The sequence below is a fragment of the Mycoplasmopsis agalactiae genome, from assembly GCF_000089865.1.
Lineage (GTDB): Bacteria > Bacillota_I > Bacilli_A > Mycoplasmatales > Metamycoplasmataceae > Mycoplasmopsis > Mycoplasmopsis agalactiae_B.
On record NC_013948.1, the window covers coordinates 1 to 18,051 of the forward strand.

General features: G+C 30.5%; 17 protein-coding genes and 2 tRNA genes. 11 read left to right on the plus strand and 8 right to left on the minus strand.

Annotated elements, in window-relative coordinates:
* From dnaA to MAGA_RS00035, 7 genes are all read left to right on the plus strand, one after another.
* Positions 1-1,401, plus strand: a complete 1,401-nt coding sequence (dnaA, locus tag MAGA_RS00005; RefSeq protein WP_011949184.1) for a chromosomal replication initiator protein DnaA — start codon at positions 1-3, stop codon at positions 1,399-1,401.
* Between the two features lie 133 nt (positions 1,402-1,534).
* The gene (locus MAGA_RS00010) at positions 1,535-2,644 is read left to right on the plus strand and encodes a DNA polymerase III subunit beta (protein ID WP_013021674.1); all 1,110 of its coding nucleotides are present in this window, start codon (positions 1,535-1,537) and stop codon (positions 2,642-2,644) included.
* A 1-nt stretch (position 2,645) separates the two neighbouring features.
* A complete protein-coding gene (locus MAGA_RS00015) occupies positions 2,646-2,870 on the plus strand; it encodes an RNA-binding S4 domain-containing protein (protein ID WP_042509388.1) in 225 nt (74 codons plus the stop codon).
* A 65-nt stretch (positions 2,871-2,935) separates the two neighbouring features.
* A tRNA-Tyr gene (locus MAGA_RS00020) sits at positions 2,936-3,019 on the plus strand.
* Between the two features lie 3 nt (positions 3,020-3,022).
* Positions 3,023-3,097 (plus strand) — tRNA-Gln (locus MAGA_RS00025).
* 79 nt (positions 3,098-3,176) lie between these two features.
* Positions 3,177-3,962 carry an alpha/beta fold hydrolase gene (locus MAGA_RS00030; RefSeq protein WP_013021675.1) on the plus strand — a complete coding sequence of 262 codons (786 nt, stop codon included), beginning with the start codon at positions 3,177-3,179 and terminating at the stop codon, positions 3,960-3,962.
* A gap of 1 nt (position 3,963) precedes the next feature.
* Entirely contained in the window at positions 3,964-4,782 is an 819-nt protein-coding gene (locus MAGA_RS00035) for an alpha/beta fold hydrolase (protein WP_013021676.1), read from the plus strand.
* Between the two features lie 28 nt (positions 4,783-4,810).
* Here MAGA_RS00035 and MAGA_RS00040 read toward each other — a convergent pair whose 3' ends face one another.
* From MAGA_RS00040 to MAGA_RS00065, 6 genes are all read right to left on the minus strand, one after another.
* Positions 4,811-5,989: an NADH-dependent flavin oxidoreductase gene (locus MAGA_RS00040; RefSeq protein ID WP_013021677.1), complete on the minus strand. Its 1,179-nt coding sequence runs from the start codon at positions 5,987-5,989 to the stop codon at positions 4,811-4,813.
* Positions 5,982-7,028, minus strand: coding sequence for a lipoate--protein ligase (locus MAGA_RS00045; RefSeq protein WP_013021678.1), 1,047 nt, complete (start codon positions 7,026-7,028; stop codon positions 5,982-5,984). Before MAGA_RS00045 ends, MAGA_RS00040 begins: the two co-directional genes overlap by 8 nt.
* 69 nt (positions 7,029-7,097) lie before the next feature.
* Entirely contained in the window at positions 7,098-8,135 is a 1,038-nt protein-coding gene (locus MAGA_RS00050) for a lipoate--protein ligase (protein WP_013021679.1), read from the minus strand.
* Entirely contained in the window at positions 8,113-8,982 is an 870-nt protein-coding gene (locus MAGA_RS00055; RefSeq protein WP_013021680.1) for a deacetylase SIR2, read from the minus strand. The genes MAGA_RS00050 and MAGA_RS00055 overlap by 23 nt, the downstream gene beginning before the upstream one ends.
* 1 nt (position 8,983) lies before the next feature.
* Positions 8,984-9,328 (minus strand): calcium-binding protein, encoded by a 345-nt coding sequence (locus MAGA_RS00060; protein ID WP_013021681.1) that lies wholly within the window; start codon positions 9,326-9,328, stop codon positions 8,984-8,986.
* A complete protein-coding gene (locus MAGA_RS00065; RefSeq protein WP_013021682.1) occupies positions 9,312-10,313 on the minus strand; it encodes an LLM class flavin-dependent oxidoreductase in 1,002 nt (333 codons plus the stop codon). The genes MAGA_RS00060 and MAGA_RS00065 overlap by 17 nt, the downstream gene beginning before the upstream one ends.
* A gap of 137 nt (positions 10,314-10,450) precedes the next feature.
* On the opposite strand from MAGA_RS00065, the gene MAGA_RS00070 reads away from it, so the two are divergent.
* Entirely contained in the window at positions 10,451-11,254 is an 804-nt protein-coding gene (locus tag MAGA_RS00070; RefSeq protein WP_226876327.1) for an MAG0110 family membrane protein, read from the plus strand.
* Between the two features lie 47 nt (positions 11,255-11,301).
* On the opposite strand, the gene MAGA_RS00075 is transcribed toward MAGA_RS00070, so the two are convergent.
* Both MAGA_RS00075 and MAGA_RS00080 read right to left on the minus strand, forming a co-directional pair.
* On the minus strand, positions 11,302-12,699 hold the full coding sequence (locus MAGA_RS00075) for a BMP family ABC transporter substrate-binding protein (protein WP_013021684.1): 1,398 nt from the start codon (positions 12,697-12,699) through the stop codon (positions 11,302-11,304).
* Between the two features lie 121 nt (positions 12,700-12,820).
* Positions 12,821-13,270: an MAG0130/MAG3770 family membrane protein gene (locus MAGA_RS00080; protein WP_013021685.1), complete on the minus strand. Its 450-nt coding sequence runs from the start codon at positions 13,268-13,270 to the stop codon at positions 12,821-12,823.
* A 115-nt stretch (positions 13,271-13,385) separates the two neighbouring features.
* Here MAGA_RS00080 and MAGA_RS00085 point away from each other — a divergent pair, with 115 nt between their 5' ends.
* From MAGA_RS00085 to MAGA_RS00095, 3 genes are read left to right on the plus strand one after another with little or no spacing between them, the layout of a single operon-like run.
* Positions 13,386-14,990, plus strand: a complete 1,605-nt coding sequence (locus MAGA_RS00085) for an ABC transporter ATP-binding protein (protein WP_013021686.1) — start codon at positions 13,386-13,388, stop codon at positions 14,988-14,990.
* Complete coding sequence (locus MAGA_RS00090; protein WP_013021687.1) at positions 14,983-16,971, plus strand: ABC transporter permease subunit; 1,989 nt, start codon at positions 14,983-14,985, stop codon at positions 16,969-16,971. Before MAGA_RS00085 ends, MAGA_RS00090 begins: the two co-directional genes overlap by 8 nt.
* Positions 16,971-17,948 carry an ABC transporter permease gene (locus tag MAGA_RS00095; RefSeq protein ID WP_011949199.1) on the plus strand — a complete coding sequence of 326 codons (978 nt, stop codon included), beginning with the start codon at positions 16,971-16,973 and terminating at the stop codon, positions 17,946-17,948. Before MAGA_RS00090 ends, MAGA_RS00095 begins: the two co-directional genes overlap by 1 nt.
* The last annotated feature ends 103 nt before the right edge of the window (positions 17,949-18,051 follow it).

Below are 18,051 nucleotides of genomic sequence, written 5' to 3' on the forward strand. Positions count from 1 at the left end.
ATGAATATTAACAGCCCAAATGATAAAGAAATTGCTTTAAAGTCATATACCGAAACTTTTTTGGATATTCTTAGACAAGAATTAGGTGACCAAATGCTTTATAAAAACTTTTTTGCCAACTTCGAAATCAAAGATGTCTCAAAAATTGGCCATATAACTATCGGAACAACTAACGTAACTCCAAACTCACAATATGTTATAAGAGCTTATGAAAGCAGTATTCAAAAATCTTTAGATGAAACTTTTGAACGCAAGTGTACATTTAGCTTTGTTTTGCTTGATTCTGCTGTTAAAAAGAAAGTAAAAAGAGAGCGAAAAGAAGCAGCCATAGAAAACATTGAGCTTTCGAATCGTGAAGTTGATAAAACTAAAACTTTTGAAAACTATGTAGAAGGCAACTTTAACAAAGAAGCAATTAGAATCGCAAAACTAATTGTTGAAGGCGAAGAAGACTATAATCCTATATTTATTTATGGCAAATCTGGAATAGGAAAAACTCACTTGCTTAATGCAATATGTAATGAGCTTCTTAAAAAAGAGGTCTCAGTTAAATACATAAATGCTAATTCTTTTACAAGAGACATTTCATATTTTCTCCAAGAAAATGACCAACGTAAACTAAAGCAAATTAGAAATCATTTTGATAATGCTGATATTGTTATGTTTGATGACTTCCAAAGTTACGGAATCGGCAATAAAAAAGCCACAATCGAACTAATCTTCAATATTTTAGATAGCAGAATAAATCAAAAAAGAACAACAATAATTTGCTCAGATAGACCTATATATTCATTGCAAAATTCATTTGACGCTCGTTTAATTAGTCGCCTTTCAATGGGCTTACAACTTTCAATTGATGAACCACAAAAAGCTGATCTTTTAAAAATTTTGGACTACATGATTGACATTAACAAGATGACACCTGAATTATGAGAAGATGATGCTAAAAATTTCATTGTTAAAAACTATGCCAACAGCATTAGAAGCTTAATAGGAGCCGTAAATAGACTAAGATTTTATAACTCAGAAATCGTAAAAACAAATTCTAGATATACATTAGCTATAGTTAACTCCATTCTTAAAGATATCCAACAAGTTAAAGAAAAAGTTACACCTGATGTGATTATTGAATACGTCGCAAAATACTACAAATTATCGCGCTCTGAAATATTAGGTAAAAGTAGAAGAAAAGATGTTGTTTTAGCAAGACATATAGCTATTTGGATTGTTAAAAAACAATTAGATCTTTCATTAGAACAAATCGGTAGATTTTTTGGCAATAGAGATCATTCAACCATTATTAATGCAGTTAGAAAAATCGAAAAAGAAACAGAGCAATCAGATATTACTTTTAAGAGAACTATATCAGAGATAAGCAACGAGATTTTTAAGAAAAACTAACATTTTAAAAAGCGGTTTTAAACAATTAAAAAAGTACAAAAAAGCTAAAAATGGCTTGAAATTCACCAAAAATTGTATTTTTTGTTACTTATCCACAAATTAACAAAACATATATTTATTAATTAAGGAAAATATGAAAATTATTATAAACAAAAATTTTTTAGATGACATTATCGAAGTTGTTTCAAGATTCTCTGATCCAATTAGTTCTCTATATGGAATGAGATGCATCAAAATAACTGCAAACCATAATTTTGTTAAATTTGAAGCAACAAATGAAATAACTAACATTGTTAAAAAAATTAAAGTTGATGACAACAAAATTATTGTTGAAGAAGATGGCGAATTATTAGTTCAAGCTAACTATTTCAAAAATATAATCAAAAAACTTAATGGTTTTATTGAAATAAAAACCTATTTCAATAAAATGGAAATAAAACAACAAGATTCAGTTTATACATTAACATTAAATGAAATTAGTTCATTTCCTCAAATTGATGAAAACATTAATATCAAAAAGTTTCAAATCAATACCGAAGAATTTAAAAAAGCAGTCAAAAACGTTGCCTTTGCAGCAAGCAACGGCGCGAATTTAATTTACAAATGTATTAATTTCAAAAGTTCAGGTAATAAATTAAATTTAGCAGCAACAGACACATTCAGATTGGCTTATTACACAATTAAAACAAATCAGATTTTAGAGGATTTTGACTTCAGTGTTAACGCAAAAGATGTCAAAGAGCTTCTTCCAACTGACGTGCCTAAAACTGTCACAATGTTTTATAACTCAATTAAATTTGGTGTTGAATACGATGATACTACAATAACTGCAAGAATTACTGATTTACCTTATCATAATGTTGAGCAGCTATTTAACAAAGCAATATCGGAAACTAAACATAAAATTACTATTGAAAAATCAGAATTCAACAATCTTTTAAATAAAATATGAATAAACTCATCCGCTGATAAACAAAATAGAATTGAACTTAAAATTTCTAACCAAGAAATAAACGTTTACACAAAAATAGATGAATTAGGCGATTCAAATGTTAGAACAGCCAAATTTACTTTAGAAGGCTCTCCTTTTGTCTTTGACATGAATTTCAATTACTTAAAAGATGCTATTTCGATAACTGAAGGTGAGACATATATTTTAATTGATGAAAAAATTCAAAACATTGTTTTATTTTCAAAAGATAATCCTAATTCAAAACAAATAATAACTCCTCTTAGAAGGTAAAATGAAACCAGAAATTTTTATTCACAAAGACTTTATTACTATCGGTCAGCTATTAAAAAAAATTGGACTTATCCAAACAGGAGGCGGAGCCAAGTTTTATTTAGAAAAAAACAAAGTTTTAATTAATAATAAAAAGCCCGAAGGAAGAAATTCTAAAGTTAAAAACGGCGATTTACTAATTATTAATAGCAACATTTATATTATTAAAAAAGAACCAGATATTTAATAATTAAATTGTTTTTATTTTATTTGATGTTATAATATTTTTGCTATTTTTTTAAAATAGCTTTTGGAGGGGTAGCGAAGCGGCCAAACGCGGGTGGCTGTAACCCACTTCCTCACGGTTCGGGGGTTCGAATCCCTCCCCCTCCACCATTTTGCCCCATAGCCAAGCGGTAAGGCAACGGGTTTTGGTTCCGTCACGCGTTAGTTCGAATCTAACTGGGGCAGCCATTTGTTCTCGAAAGAGAGCATTTTTTTATTTCCTTTTTCCAATTTATTTGTTTCATAGGCTTAAATGTATAATTTTATTATGAAGCCAATTTATAAATATAATGTTGTTTTTAAAGATAATAACAACCCAAACGAGAATATAATTTTTTGCCATGGACTTAATTCGACAGCAGACAGATTTGATATTTTTAAAAATTATTGAACAAAATCAAACTATTATTCTCTTCAGTTTCCAGCAAGTAATCTAACACCTGTTTTAGATGGAGATGAACCTAGTGTTTTTTGTTTTGCAAAATTATTAGTTGAATTTGTTGAGAAAAATAATCTAAAAAATGTTACCTTGATAGGTCATTCACTAGGAGGTGGAACTATATCTTTAGCTTATCAATTAAGACCTGATTTATTTAAGAAACTAGTTTATTTAGCGCCAATGAATAAGCCAGCTTTAGCATTATATGATAGATATAAAAAAGACTATTTTCCTAAAGATTACGAAGGCTTTTTAGATCTTATGCGTTCTCTTTATTATGACATTTCTAAGTTTACATCTGATCCAAATTGAGTTAAAGAGCAAAAAGAAAATTTTGATCCTTACTTATATAACAATCCTGATATTGTTAAACTTGGAACACCTGATATGAATGTTTTTAATGCAATAGAAGAAACTTTGAAAATTGTTAAGGTTCCAACTTTACTAATTTTAGGTGAAAAAGATGGCGTAATTTTAAGAGAAGAGTGCATTGATTATTTTAAAAAGTATGTAAAAGATGTTGAAACTCACTGAATTCCAAAAACAGGGCATATGATGTATTTAGAAGACTGAGATTCATTTATAAAAATTCTAGAACCATTTTTGGACAAATAATATGAATGTAATTTATAAATATGATTTTGTTTTCAAAGATAATAATAATCCAGATGAAAACATAATTTTCTGCCACGGATTTAATTCGTCGCCAAATTCATTCAAAATTTTTGAAAACTATTGAACAAAGTCAAATTATTATGCCTTGCAATTTCCCGGGAATAATCATACTGAAATTAAAGAAGGAGATGAAGCCACCGTTGAATGCTATTCTGATTTATTAATCAAGTTTATAGAAGATAACAAATTAAAAAACATTATTTTAATCGGGCATTCTATGGGCGGAGGTACTATTTCTCTTGCTTATCAAAAAAGACCTGAATTATTTAAAAAATTAATTTATTTAGCACCAACAAATAAGTCATCACAAAATGTTACCGAAGCCTTTCTAAGAGATTACTTTCCTAAAACTTTTGATGAATTTATAGGTTTTTTTAAATCGTTATATTATGATGTAACAAAATTTACTTCAAATGAATCTTGAATGAGACTTGTAAAAAACACATTTGATCCATATGATTTTAATAATCCAACAATAGTCGGCTTAGGTCAATATTTAATAAGCAACTATTTTCATGATAAATTAGAGCTTGCTTTACAGTCTGTCAATGTTCCTGCTTTATTGATTTTAGGTGAAGATGATGGAGTAGTAGACAGGGATTTGTGTATTAATTATTTCAAAGAAAATGTCAAAGGTGTTCAGTCATTATGAATGCCCAAAACTGGACACATGATGTTTGAAGAAGACTGAGAAAACTTCATAAAAATTGTTGAAGAATTCATTAATAGATCTGAATTAGCTAGCCCCAAAGCATTATAAAAAAGCCATAGCGGCTTTTTTAATTTGTTTATGATTTTGAATTCTCTTCTAAGGTTTTTAATGACTCAGTTGGAATAGTTTCGCAAAAACCAAACATTTCAACAATGCCTTTAAATGATGATTCAGGAATTGCTAAATCTTTTAATTGAGAAAAACTTATATTTAAATTGATCTTGTCCTCTTGATCGTTTTCAATTTTTTGAACAAATTCAGGATCTGCTACAAAAACAGAGCTTAAGCCAACTAAATCAGAATATTCAAGAGCATCTAAACATTTTTGAGGAGTGTTAATACCTCCTGATGAGATTATAGGAAGAATGCCCTTAAATTTGTCATAGATAACTTTGTTAACTAACTGTCCCTTATACTCATTTTCTGATCTAACTTTGTTTAAATATATATCATGACCTCAAGAAGCAATTGCTAAGTAGTTTATCTTGCCCTTTTTAATAATTTCTTCTATAAGTTGGATAAAATCAATTATGCTATACCCTAACTCAGCACCATATGTTTCTTCAGGAGTAGCACGGAACCCAAAAATAAAGTTTTCATCTGCATACTGATTAATCATTTTTCTTATCTCTTCAACTATTTCTAGGCACAATCTAGATCTGTTTTCAAAACTGTCTGATGAATATTCGTCATTGCGCTTGTTAACTATTGAACTAAAAAAAGTTTGAATAAGTAATCTTTGCGCCATTGATATTTCGATCCCATCAAAACCAGCAGCAATAGCTCTTTTAGTTGCACTTGCATAATCTTTTACAATTTGTTTTATCTGACTTATGCTTAATTCAAATACTTCATGTTCTACAGGGATATGATTTTTTTCATATGATGGTCCATAAAGATAGCCATATTTTTTAAGGCTTGCTTTAGAAAATTTACCAGCATGAGCTAACTGCAAAATTGCAATGTTGCCTTTTGATTTCATAGCTTTAGCAAGCTTTTTTAATGATTCAATGTCATCATCACTTTTTGCACTATATCCATATTCAAAAAGCTGACCAAAGTCATCAAAATATGTTCCCCCTGAAATTAATAAAGGCGCGCAATCTGCTCTTCTGGCTGAATATTTTTCTTCTTCTATTGTGACTTTTCCATCCTTAGTTGCCAAGCTTAAAGTCATTGGCGAAAGGACAAAACGATTTTTAAGTGAGTAATTACCTAATTTAAAAGGCCTAAAAAGCTGTTCATATTTATTCATTATCATCCTCGCTTAAAATTGTTCTAACAACATCATCCACACTTATTTCATTAAAGAAGTATTTTTCCAAATTTGCCTGTTTTATAGCATTAGAAAGCTCATCATAATCCATTTTTATACCAACTAAAGATTTTTCAAGTTCGTTAATATCGGCTTTAGCAAAAAAGTCACCACTAATTTTAATTCTTTCAATTCTTTGACCTTTAACAGCAAGAGAAAAATTAATTGTACCAATTGCAAGTCTTGCATCACGGTTATATTCATATCTTGGACTTAGACCATAGTTTCAGTCTCAATTTTTGTATTTTGCATTAACTAACTCATCAATTTGTTTTCAATCATTTTCTGTTAGCACATATCTTTTTACATTACTTAAATCATCAACATTAAACAATTTTTTGACAACCAAATCCTTAAACTCAAAAATATCCATATTTTTGTATGGCTCATTAAAATAGTCACTTAATGGTGCGATTCTTTGTCTTACTGATTTAATTCCCTTGGCTTCAATTTTCTTTCTATTTGGCTTTAGTACCTGTGACATTGCATCATAATCGATTTTATAAATATAAGTATTTCCACCATAAATTGTGTCACCAATTAGTGCCATTGCCGCACCGCTGACTTTAAATCCATCAATTGTTAAGTCATTTTTACCTGACTGAACAACATTTTTAGCACCTAATTCCTTAATGATTTTTATAGCTGGCTCCAGGAATTTTTCATAATTTCCTAAAATACTTTCATTATCTTTATACGGAATTAAATAGCAAACTCCCATTTGATTACTATCAATATAAATAGCTCCGCCACCAGTATCTCTACGAACTATTGGAATGTTATGTTCTTTTAAGTATTTAAAATTAACTTCAACTTCAGGATTTTGAAAATATCCTATTTGCACATAGGGATCTAAAACTGCGGGAAAAGCAACAATTTCATCAAATTTTAAATGACTTAATGCTCAGATTTGTGTAGCAAGATAATATGCGCCATCTTTTATATATTTACCATTTCTAATAGGCTCAACTAAAATCATATATACCCCTATAAAACAGCCATATTCAAAAATATTGATTTATGAAAAAAACATAAATCAATACCATTTTTATTCTTCATCTAATATTATTTTTGCAACTTCTTCAGCTTTTATTTCATTAAAGAAATAACTTTGCAAGTCAGCATCTTTGAAAGCCTTAACTAAGTTCTCATATGTCATTTTTGTGCCAACTAGTGCTTTTTCTAATTCAGTTATATCTTTTTTAGCAAAAAAGTCACCGCTGATCTTAATTTTTTCAATTCTTTGGCCTTCAACAGCAAGAGAGAAGTTAATTGTACCAATTGCAAGTCTTGCATCACGGTTATATTCATATCTAGGACTTAGACCATAGTTTCAGTCTCAGTTTTTGTACTTAGTATTTACTAATTCATCAACTTGTGCTCAGTCTTCTTCAGTTAATTCATAACGTTTTACTTTACTTAAATCATCAACACCAAAAAGCTTTTTAATAACAAGGTCTTTAAATTCAAAAATGTCTAGATTACGGTATGGTTCGTCAAAATAGTCACTTAAAGGAGCAACTCTTTGTCTTATTGATTTAACGCCTTTTGCTTCAATTTTTTTACGATTAGGTTTTAATGAATCAACCATTGCGTCATAGTCAACTTTGTATAAAAGAGAGTTACCACCATAAATAACATCGCCATTAAGCATCATGGCTGCACCACTAACTTTTCTGCCGTCAATAGTTAAGTCGTTTTTGCCTGATTGCACAACATCTTTTGCTCCTAGTTCTTTTAACATCTTAATTGTTGGTTCATAGAATTTGTCGTAATTGCCTAAAATATTGTCCTTTTCGTCATATGGAATTAAGTAGCAAACGTTAACAGAATTATCATCAATGTAAATTGCACCACCACCAGTATTACGACGAACAACTTCCAAGTTGTGGTCTTTTAAATACTTAAAGTTAACTTCAACTTCAGGATTTTGGAAGTAACCTAATTGAATATGGGGAGCAGCAATACCAGGAAACACTATTTTTTCATTTAGTCTCAAGTGATTCATTGCTCAAATTTGGATAGCTAATCAATATGCACCATCTTTAACATATTTACCATTTCTAATTGGCTCTACTAAAATCATTTTTAACCTCTAATAATTTATTAATAGTTTGTTTGATATCATCTGTTCAAACATAAGTTCTTTGTCTTATTTCTTGCGGAGTTCTATAAGATTTATTGTTCATTGCAACATATTTTGAGTTAGAAAACTCTTTGGTCATTTCTCAAAAAGGAAACTTAATTAATGTTGGTGTTGAGAATCCAACCCCTATTTCTCAAAAAAGTATTTTTTGACCTTTATGCCTATAAATAAAGTCTTCATACATTTTTTTCTCTTCAAAAAAACGCTTATCTTCAACCATTCCTTTGCCTTTAAGTCTTTTATTAACTTCTAAAAAGTTATTACACTTAGGACAACGTGGAATAAGCTCTAAAGGAACCTTCATATCCTTTTGCTTTTCGATCATTTCATAAACAGCTTTATCATTTGAATAAAGTGTGTTATGGCACATTTTTGAACACTGAAGCAAGTTGTATTTCCCTTGAATATAGAATATTTTGTCTTCTTCAAAGTCTGCTGCTTCTAATGAGTTATCACTATTTGTTGTGATTATGTGATAGTTTTTGCCTTTTAAATATTCTTTTAGTTTCAAAAAGCTTTCACTTGCAGGCTGGTCGAAGTAATTGAGTTTCATAAATCTAGAATGGAATGCCCAATAATTTTGAATATCATCAAAGTGATAAACGCTCGCTTGAAGCATATCTAGAAACTTAAATTCATCAATAAAGTCTTTAAAATTTTGAACAAATCTTTGTCCGCTATAGCCTATGCCATCAGCACTAGTCATTCCTGAACCAATTCCAATTACAATAGCATCAGCTTCATTTATAAGCGAGTCTAATTCTTTAACAGAGTTTAATGTATGCATATTAAAAGTCTTCTAATTGTTCTAATGTTTTAGGGTCAATATCGCTTAAAATCATTACTCAGTTTTCACTATCTTTTGGTGAACTTAATAACTTAGGATTAGCCATAGCTTCTTTATTAATTTCAACAACTGTAGCATCAAAAGGCATTTTTAGTGTTAATATTGCCTTTGAAGCTTCCAAGTTTAAGAAAATATCATCTTTGTGCAACACTTTTTTGTCAGTGTTTTTATATTGAATAAAGCCAATTGTTCCTATGTCATCTTGCATTTCAGGTGTAAATCTTAAATAAAATTGGTCTTTACCTTCTAGTTTTTCAACAACTAAATACTTAACAACTTTTTTCATTTTTACCTCTTTTTACATAAAAATCAGCAACATTCTTGACAGCTCTTTTTCGATCATTTATATCAGCAACAGTAGGCAGAATCATTAAGTGATTTATTTTTAAAAATTCGCACAAATTATTAAGTTTATTCATGCTTTCATCATCAAAGACATTAAAAATACTTTTATGCAAACGCAAGAAATTTTTGCTCTGCTCTTCACTAAACACAAATTTTTCAAACTCACTATATGGAGGGTAATAAGCAAAATGATTAGGATCAGCAAAAGAACGATAAAAAGCAATTAAATTATGATTTCTCATTGATGATTCATAGTCAATGCCACTTACCACATTTACACTAAAAGTAACTTCCGGCGGATTTTCGTTTCAGGCTGTTTTATAGGTCTCAATGTATGAATTAATAACATTTTCAGCATACACTTTAGATGGGTTCAAAAACCAGCCATAGTTAATTTTAAATTTATGTTGAGCCGCAAAAATTGCGCTTTGTTCAGATGTTACCAACATAACAATGTCAACAGGTTTGTTTATGTTAGGATTTATCTTAAAATCAAACTTTTTCTTGTTGTTTAAATATTCATTAACAGCAATAATTTTTTGCTGATATTCAGTTGAAGTTAATGATGGTTTTAAAAGCTCAATTGTTTCTTTTGTGCCTATATTTGAGCCAAATCCATAAATAAAACGCTCTGGATGCAATAAATTTAATGTTTGAATCTGCTCTGCAACATTATATGCTTGATAATTAGCAAGCATAATGCCGCCACACCCTAATTTTATGCCACTAACACTGTTAGCTAAATGATCAAGAAGAATAAGCGGACTAGAAATAACCAATGAATTAACATTGTGTTGCTCACTAATTCAAAAAGAATAAAGATTTAAATCCTTAACATATTGACAAAGTTCAATTACTTCTTTGTAAGCTTTTTCATAGTTATTTTGGTCAGTTAATAGCCCATGGTCAAGAATGCTTATCTTCATAAATAAAATTATAAAACTAAAGCGCCATAAAATAGGCATTTTGGAAATTTATGCATATTTAAAAAAAAGTAAAATATAGCCAAAAAGGCAAAATAAATCCTTAAAAACTTATTTTTATATAAATGTATAATAGTGATATGGAAAACAGATTAATAGAAAATCAAAATAGCAGCCAAAATAACTTTAGAAGATTTGAGAACGCTTCATCTGTAGCAAGTAGAAAGAATGCTTTTCTAGGAGCTTCTGTTGGTTGGTTCTCTTATGCAACAGCAATAGCATTTATTAGTGCTATTATGTTGTTATTACTCTTTCCTAAAGCACTAGATTACTTACAAAGAAATCCATTTATTGGACTTGGTCTTGCATTAGGTCTTTTAGTGCTCATTTTTATCGAGTTTATTGTAGGTCCAAAAATGAACTTCTGGGCACAGTTAATAATAATAACTTTAAGCATGATGCTGCTTGGAATTGTTCTTTTATCATTTGCACTTGTAGAATTATTAGGAACCTTTGCTACTGGCGCAAGTATTAAATACCTAGCTTTAGCTAAAACATTTGGAGTTATTCTGCTACCAATTGTTATATTATCAATAATGGCAACCTTAGCTTACTTTGATTTAATAAAAATAAAATTTGTGTATGCAATCATAATATTCTTGACCATAAGCTTCTTTTTCATTTTTATATTAAGTGCCTTTATATTCAACTCATGAATTAATGCGCTATTTCCATCAATAGGCTTTGCTTTAATGATTTCTTATATGGCATTTGACTGATGATTAATTACTAGATACAACAAAGCATTTAACGCTACAGTAAGTAATCACTCGACCAAAAAAGAATTCATGAAGCTAACAATATACTTTGGATTTAAATTAGCATATGACTATATATACGCACTTGTATATTTAATAAAATTAGTAAGATTGGCTAAAAATTAATATACAAAAACCAGGCAGCAAGCCCGGTTTTTTTATGTTGATTAAGGTTATTTTCTTGTTTCAGAAGCCAATCAGTCAACCATTTTTTGGAATTGACCACCAGGGTCAGAAGGGAATTTATTTCCTAATGCTTTTTTAGCTGTTTCTATTTGATCTTTTAAAGATTTTTGAATATCAGCCTTCTTTTGTACATAGTATGCGGTTGCATCTTTTAATGCTTTGTTAGCTATTTCATCGTTTTTATTATCTAATAATCCTGATGTTGCAACGCCTACATATTGTTTGTCTTCGGTGTCGCCATAGCCAAAGACTGTTGGAATACCATTCTTCTTACCAATTTCAAATCCTGATTGAAGATCTAGTTGGTTTTCACCTTTGCTATATAAGTCAGCTAAAATGTTGTAAACTGCTTGACCTATTAATTTCATAACTGATGTAAAGATTCTGTGACCTTTCAATGCATTCTTTTGGTCAGCATCAACACCAATAATGAATTTATCTTTATCAGCTAATTTTTTAATTTCTTTTGCTGTGTCAGTTGATAATGAACCAGCAACAGGGTAAGAAGCTGTAGCTTTAACTACAGAGTTAATAGCTGTAGTAGCTTGAGGTGTTCCTGAAGTAAATAAAGTATTTAGCTCAATAGTTTCATTTAATGACTTAGTCTTAACATCTGGGTGTTCTTTATTTCAGTCAATAATACCTTGGAAAGTACCAGCTATAAAGTCAGAAACTGCTGGATAAGGAATACCACCAAATGCACCAATTGTACGTTTTTCAGGTTGATCTTTATAAACTTGTGAGAAGTAATCTGCAAGTGCACGTCCTGCTATATAAGCAGCTTGTTTAGTGTCAAAGATAACCGGAACTAAGTGTCCTTCACCTATTTTTTCAATAAATGTTTTAACATTCGCGTCATTCTCTGTGAAAAGATCAAAGTCAACAGTAATAAAGACAATGTTATTATCTTTAATTTTCTTGATGTAGTTTGCATCTAAACCAACAAGTGCAGCTTGGTGTGTGAATCCACAAAGAACAATGTATTTAAAGCCACTGTCAATAGCGTTTTTGTAAGCTTCAAGTAATTGACCTTTTTTAGGTTCATAAACTTTGTTTCTTAAATTTTTGTTGCCGCTGACTTGAGCTTTGTCTAAACCAAGTTCGTAAGAAACTTTATGAACTGCTTCTCAGCCTGATTGGTTGAATGATTCATCGTGAACAGAACCTTCATCAGTTATAAAGGTTGCTTTAGGCGCATTTTCAACAGTTAAGCCTTCTCTTAGTTTAAGCCCTTTACGAGAAGTAATGTGTGCAAGTGTTGAAATAGTTTTTACACCATCAACTTCTGTTTCTTTAAAGTACTTGTCACCACAAGATGCAGCGACCAATGGCACTGATAAAACAGGAGCAGCCCCTAAAAATAGATAGAATTTATTTTTCTTCATTTTGATCCCTAATTCAAATATATAAAGTTCAAAAATTAAATTTCCTAGTTTAGTTTTTAAACCATATATATTATATTAAATTTAATATTTACCTATAGCAGTGTGAAACAGGCAAATTGAACTAATGAAATAGTAAAACCGACTCTATAACTTTCCTCTCATTTTTAGTTATTTTCATTGCTTTACCATTAAGCATATTAAATACTAAAATACCTATAAATAAGTTAAATACGATCGATAAGTTGCCTGGATGATATTTACTTCAAATATTTTCCTCAGGCTTTTTGTTCATTAAAAAATTCATTCATTTACTCGACGCTAAAAGTGTACAAAATGGGCCAATTAAAAACACAAGCAGTAAAAAACTAAGTGATGCTACTACACTAAAAGTAATAAGCAAAATTCTTTGCTTAGAATAAACTAAGGCAAACATAATCATAAAAAAAGTTAAAAGAGTTAGAAAACCTAGAAAAAATATTATAAGAATTCTAAATTTTTTATTTTGATCATACGAAGCTAGTTTTTCTATTTTTCTGATATCAATATTCATTAACTTTATATTTTTATTCATAAATTCCCTTACTAATTACTGAATTTAGCATTCCAAAAAGGCTAGCATCAAAAAACATTTATATATAATTAAATTGTATTTACTTAAATATATTTTATACAAGAAAGGGGGTTTTATGGAGCATGAATATGCGGTTGAATTTGAGCATGTTACTAAGGACTTTGTTGGTATAAGAGCTAATGATGATGTTACTTTCAAAGTTAAAAAAGGCTCAATTCACGCGCTTATTGGTGAAAATGGTGCTGGCAAAAGTACGCTAACATCAATTTTGTTTGGCTTATATGAACCAACTGAAGGGTCAGTCAAAATTAATGGTAAATCAGTAATTGTTAAGAACCCTAACCAAGCTAATGAAATAGGTATTGGTATGGTTCACCAACATTTTAAATTAGTTGCAGCTTATACTAATTTACAAAATGTAATTATGGGTTCTGAATTTACTTACAACTATTCAATGGGCACTTTGGATCTTAAGTTAGCTAAAGCTAAAATCAAAAGTATTCAAGAGCTATATGATTTACACTTTAATCTAAACCAAAAAACATCTAAAGCAACTGTGGCAACTCAACAAAAAGTTGAGATTATGAAGATGCTTTATCGTGATGCTGAAATTTTGATTTTTGATGAACCTACAGCTGTTTTAACAGACCAAGAAATTCAAGGTTTACTTAAAACAATGCAAGTGTTTAAGGAAAACGGTAAAACCATCATTTTTATTTCCCATAAACTCAACGAAGTTAAACAAGTTGCAGATGAAGCAACTGTTTTAAGAAAAGGAAAGGTTATTGGAACATATGATGTATCCAAAACATCTATTTCACAGCTAGCTGAGGCTATGGTTGGTCAAAAAGTTGTTGAAACAAAAAATACTGCGATGTTTGATAGTTATGATAAACCTGAGCTTATCTCATTTAAAAATGTTTCAACTAAGAAAACTAGAGACTCAGTTTCTCTAAAAGATGTGTCATTTAAAGTTCACCCAGGCGAAATTTTGGCAATAGCTGGTGTTGAGGGCAACGGTCAAGAAACATTAGAATATGTTTTAGCGGGCTTAGTTAAACCTACACACGGTGAAATTAAAATCAAAAATCCTGATTTTGATGCAAATAATCCAAAATCAGTTGCTGAGTTTAATATTACCAACTGAAGTGTTGATAAAAAGAACAGAGCAGCCAAAATTAACATTGTGCCAGGCGACAGACACAAGCATGGACTGGTTTTAGACTTTAGTATCAGAGATAACTCTATTTTAAGATTGCTAAATGATAAAACTTATGCGCCTTTTGGTTTTATTAAAGCCAACAAAAAAGAAGAATTGTTCCAAAATATTGTTGCTAACTTTGATGTTAGAGGCACTAACCACGGTAATTCCTTGGCTAGATCGCTTTCTGGTGGTAATCAACAAAAAGCAATTGTTGGTAGAGAAATGAGCACTGATCATAATTTACTTGTGATAGTACAGCCAACCAGAGGACTTGACGTTGGAGCAATTGACTTAATCCATAAGAAAATTCTCTTAGAAAAACAGGCAGGCAAAGCTATATTATTAATTTCATATGAGCTTGATGAAATTTTGGCTTTAGCTGACACAATTGCCGTTATTAATGATGGCAGAATATTAGATCTTAAACCTGCAGCACAATTTAATAGAACCGAAATTGGTTTATTAATGGCCGCATCAAACAAGGATGATGAAACAGAAGGAGAGGGCAATGAATAAGAGTGTTGAAAAACAACAAAACCCTGTTTTATCATTCTTTAGAAATTTCTGAAGCAAGGTTAAAAAAGGTGTAAATGCTGATAGTGCTGTTTCTACAAGAAGAAAGGCATATAACTCAATTTGATCAGTTGTATTTGGAATTTTTGTCTCAAGCATTGTGCTTTTAGTATTTTTCCAAACTAATCCATTTGAGTTCTTTGCACAAGTTTTCAATGCAACAGCAACTAAAGGAAACATTGACTGAGTTTATATATTTATTATTTACTCACTAGCATCAATTGGTGTCGGATTCTCCTTTAAAACAGGGCTATTCAACATTGGGGTTGCTGGACAAATGTCACTTTCAGGCGTTATTTGTTTAGCATTAATTAATCAAAGCAATGTAATTGAAAGTAATGGTGTTATTAAAAACCAAGGGTTAGTGTTCTTAATAATGCTGCTTTCAATTGTCATAGGATTTTTATATGCTGCAATAGCTGGATTATGTAAAGCATTTTTCAACATACACGAAGTTGTTTCAACTATTTTGCTTAACTGAGTGGCTGTTTATATTGGCAGTTTTATATTTGGTTCTAAATCACCATTCAACAACAGCTTTGTGTTTAAAAATGCATCGACTGGTTCAGCCCCTATTAACATTTCAGGTGGATTTTTTGACAAAAGTTCATTTTGAATTTTTGGAATAGTACTAGTAGCATTTGTTTCATTAACTTTATATATGATTTTTGCATTTACCTCTTTAGGTTACAAAATCAAAATGAACGGACTTAATAAAGACGCTAGTTCATATGCTGGTGTTAACCAAAAATTAACAACTGTTTTATCAATGGGCCTTTCTGGTGCACTAGCTGGACTTGCTGGATTTATCCACTTTGTCTTTAAAGCTAAGCAGTATGATGTTATAACGCTTTCCAGTCCGCTACCACTAGGTTTTGACACGATAGCTATATCATTAATTGGTATTAACTCGCCAATAGGAATTCTTTTCTCATCTGTGTTCTACACAATGTTAGAGTTTTCTAGAATTGAATTAATTAGTTTTTACTCAACAAGTGGTGTTAAAGAAGGTGGTATTGATCTAGTTGTTGGTGTTATTATATTCACATCAGCTCTTGCCTTAATGTTTACTAATTTCAGGCCTATTCGGAAATTTAGGTTATGAATTTCCTTGCTGACTCAAAAAGTGTACAAAGGCCATTACCAAACCTATAAAGAAAAAGTTAAAGCAGTTAAAGAAAACACTAAATTACTTCTTATTGAAGCTCGTAAAGTGTATGCAGAAAATAAACCAAAATATAAAGAGATTAAGAGCAAAATTAGAGAACTTGAGAACGAAGCTTTAATTAAAGTTAAACAAGGAACTGACAAAAAGCTAGATAAAAAACTATCAAACAACGAGATAGAGAAAATTTTCCAAAAGTTAGCTAAAGATAAAGTTTCACTTAATCAAGAATTATCAAGATATGGTTACTTTGACATTAAAGATATCAAGAATCTTAAAAACGTTAAACTAACTCAATTGAAAATTGAACTTAAAAAGATTCAAGAAGAATTGTTAGAAAATTATTTATTTATTGAATCAAGATTAATTTTTGCTCAAGGATTATATGACCAAAAGCACTATAAAATAGTCAAAGAACATAATTTAGAGCAATTCAAAAACGAGCTATTTTATCTTTACGAAGATAAAAAACAAATGATTAATGATCTTCACAAGCAGCTAAAAAGTGCTCAAGCACAAAATGATGCCGAATTAGTTAATAAATTAAGTGCTGAGCTAGCAAAGTCGCAAGAAGAACTTGCTCAAATTAAAGCCAATTATGCTGCTTACAAAAAAGACTTATTAGATTCATATAAAGGAATTGAAGTTAAAAACGATTCTGGCGATGAAAATTCAAGCACCAGCATAAATCAAGACTTGTTCCATCAATATAAAGAAAAAATTAAAGCAATAGAGGCTGTAGTAACAGGAGGTAATTAATGGAAAGTATAGCATTTATAACTAACGAAACATTATTCTTCGCCTGTGTTCTTGGACTAGCAGCTATTGCCGGAATATTTGCTGAAAGATCAGGAACAGTTAATATTGCGATCGAAGGTACAATGTCAGTTGGCGCACTTGGATACTGTATTACTTCAGCCCTTTTTACAAGTGGCGGAAGAATCAGTGGCCTTAATTTAGATGTGCCTGGTCTCGAGATAATCTCACTCATATTTGCTGCTTTATTTGGCTCACTATTTTCACTATTGCTAGGTTTAGCAACAATAAAACTAAAGGCTGAACACACAATTACTGGTGTTGCATTAAACCTTTTATCAGTTGGTATTTGTGCTGCTATCATGAACCCTTCTCTTTTAGGTAATGCACACAAACAAATTGATCATACTGTTAAAGAACTTGCATTAAGCACTAACTACAACAATTTTGGAAACATTTTAAGCTTTAAATTATTCTTGCTAATTGCTGTTGTAGTTATTTCGTGATTTGCTCTAAACAAAACAAAATGAGGTTTACGTTTCAAAGCAGTTGGTGAAAATCCCCAAGCTGTTGACGTAGCTGGTATTAATGTTTACAAATACAAATGAACAGGAATTGTTATTTCTGGATGTATAGCAGGAATGGCGGGTGGTGTGTTTGCCCAAAAATTACCATTTACTGGTCAAACTAACGGTTTTGGTTTCCTTGCCTTAGCAATTATGATTATGTCTCACTGAAATGTCTTAATTGTTCCTGTTTGTGCCTTATTCTTTGGATTCTTCCAACAAATGGGTGCATGATTACTTAGTGTTGAATTCGACAAAGTTGTTACTGTTGAAACAAAAGACAAAGTACAAAAATTTGGTGAACTAATTAAGGCTATTCCATATGTTCTTACACTTATTTCGATTATGGCCTTTAGTGGACTGGCTCCTGGCCCTGCTGCTTCTGGTATAAATTATGATAAGTCTAAGAGATAATTAACCGAAAATTATTATCAGCTCAGAGAAAAAAACTGAGCTGATTTTATTTAATCATTGCAGTGCTATAAAACAGGCATTATGGAATTTAAACAAAGATATT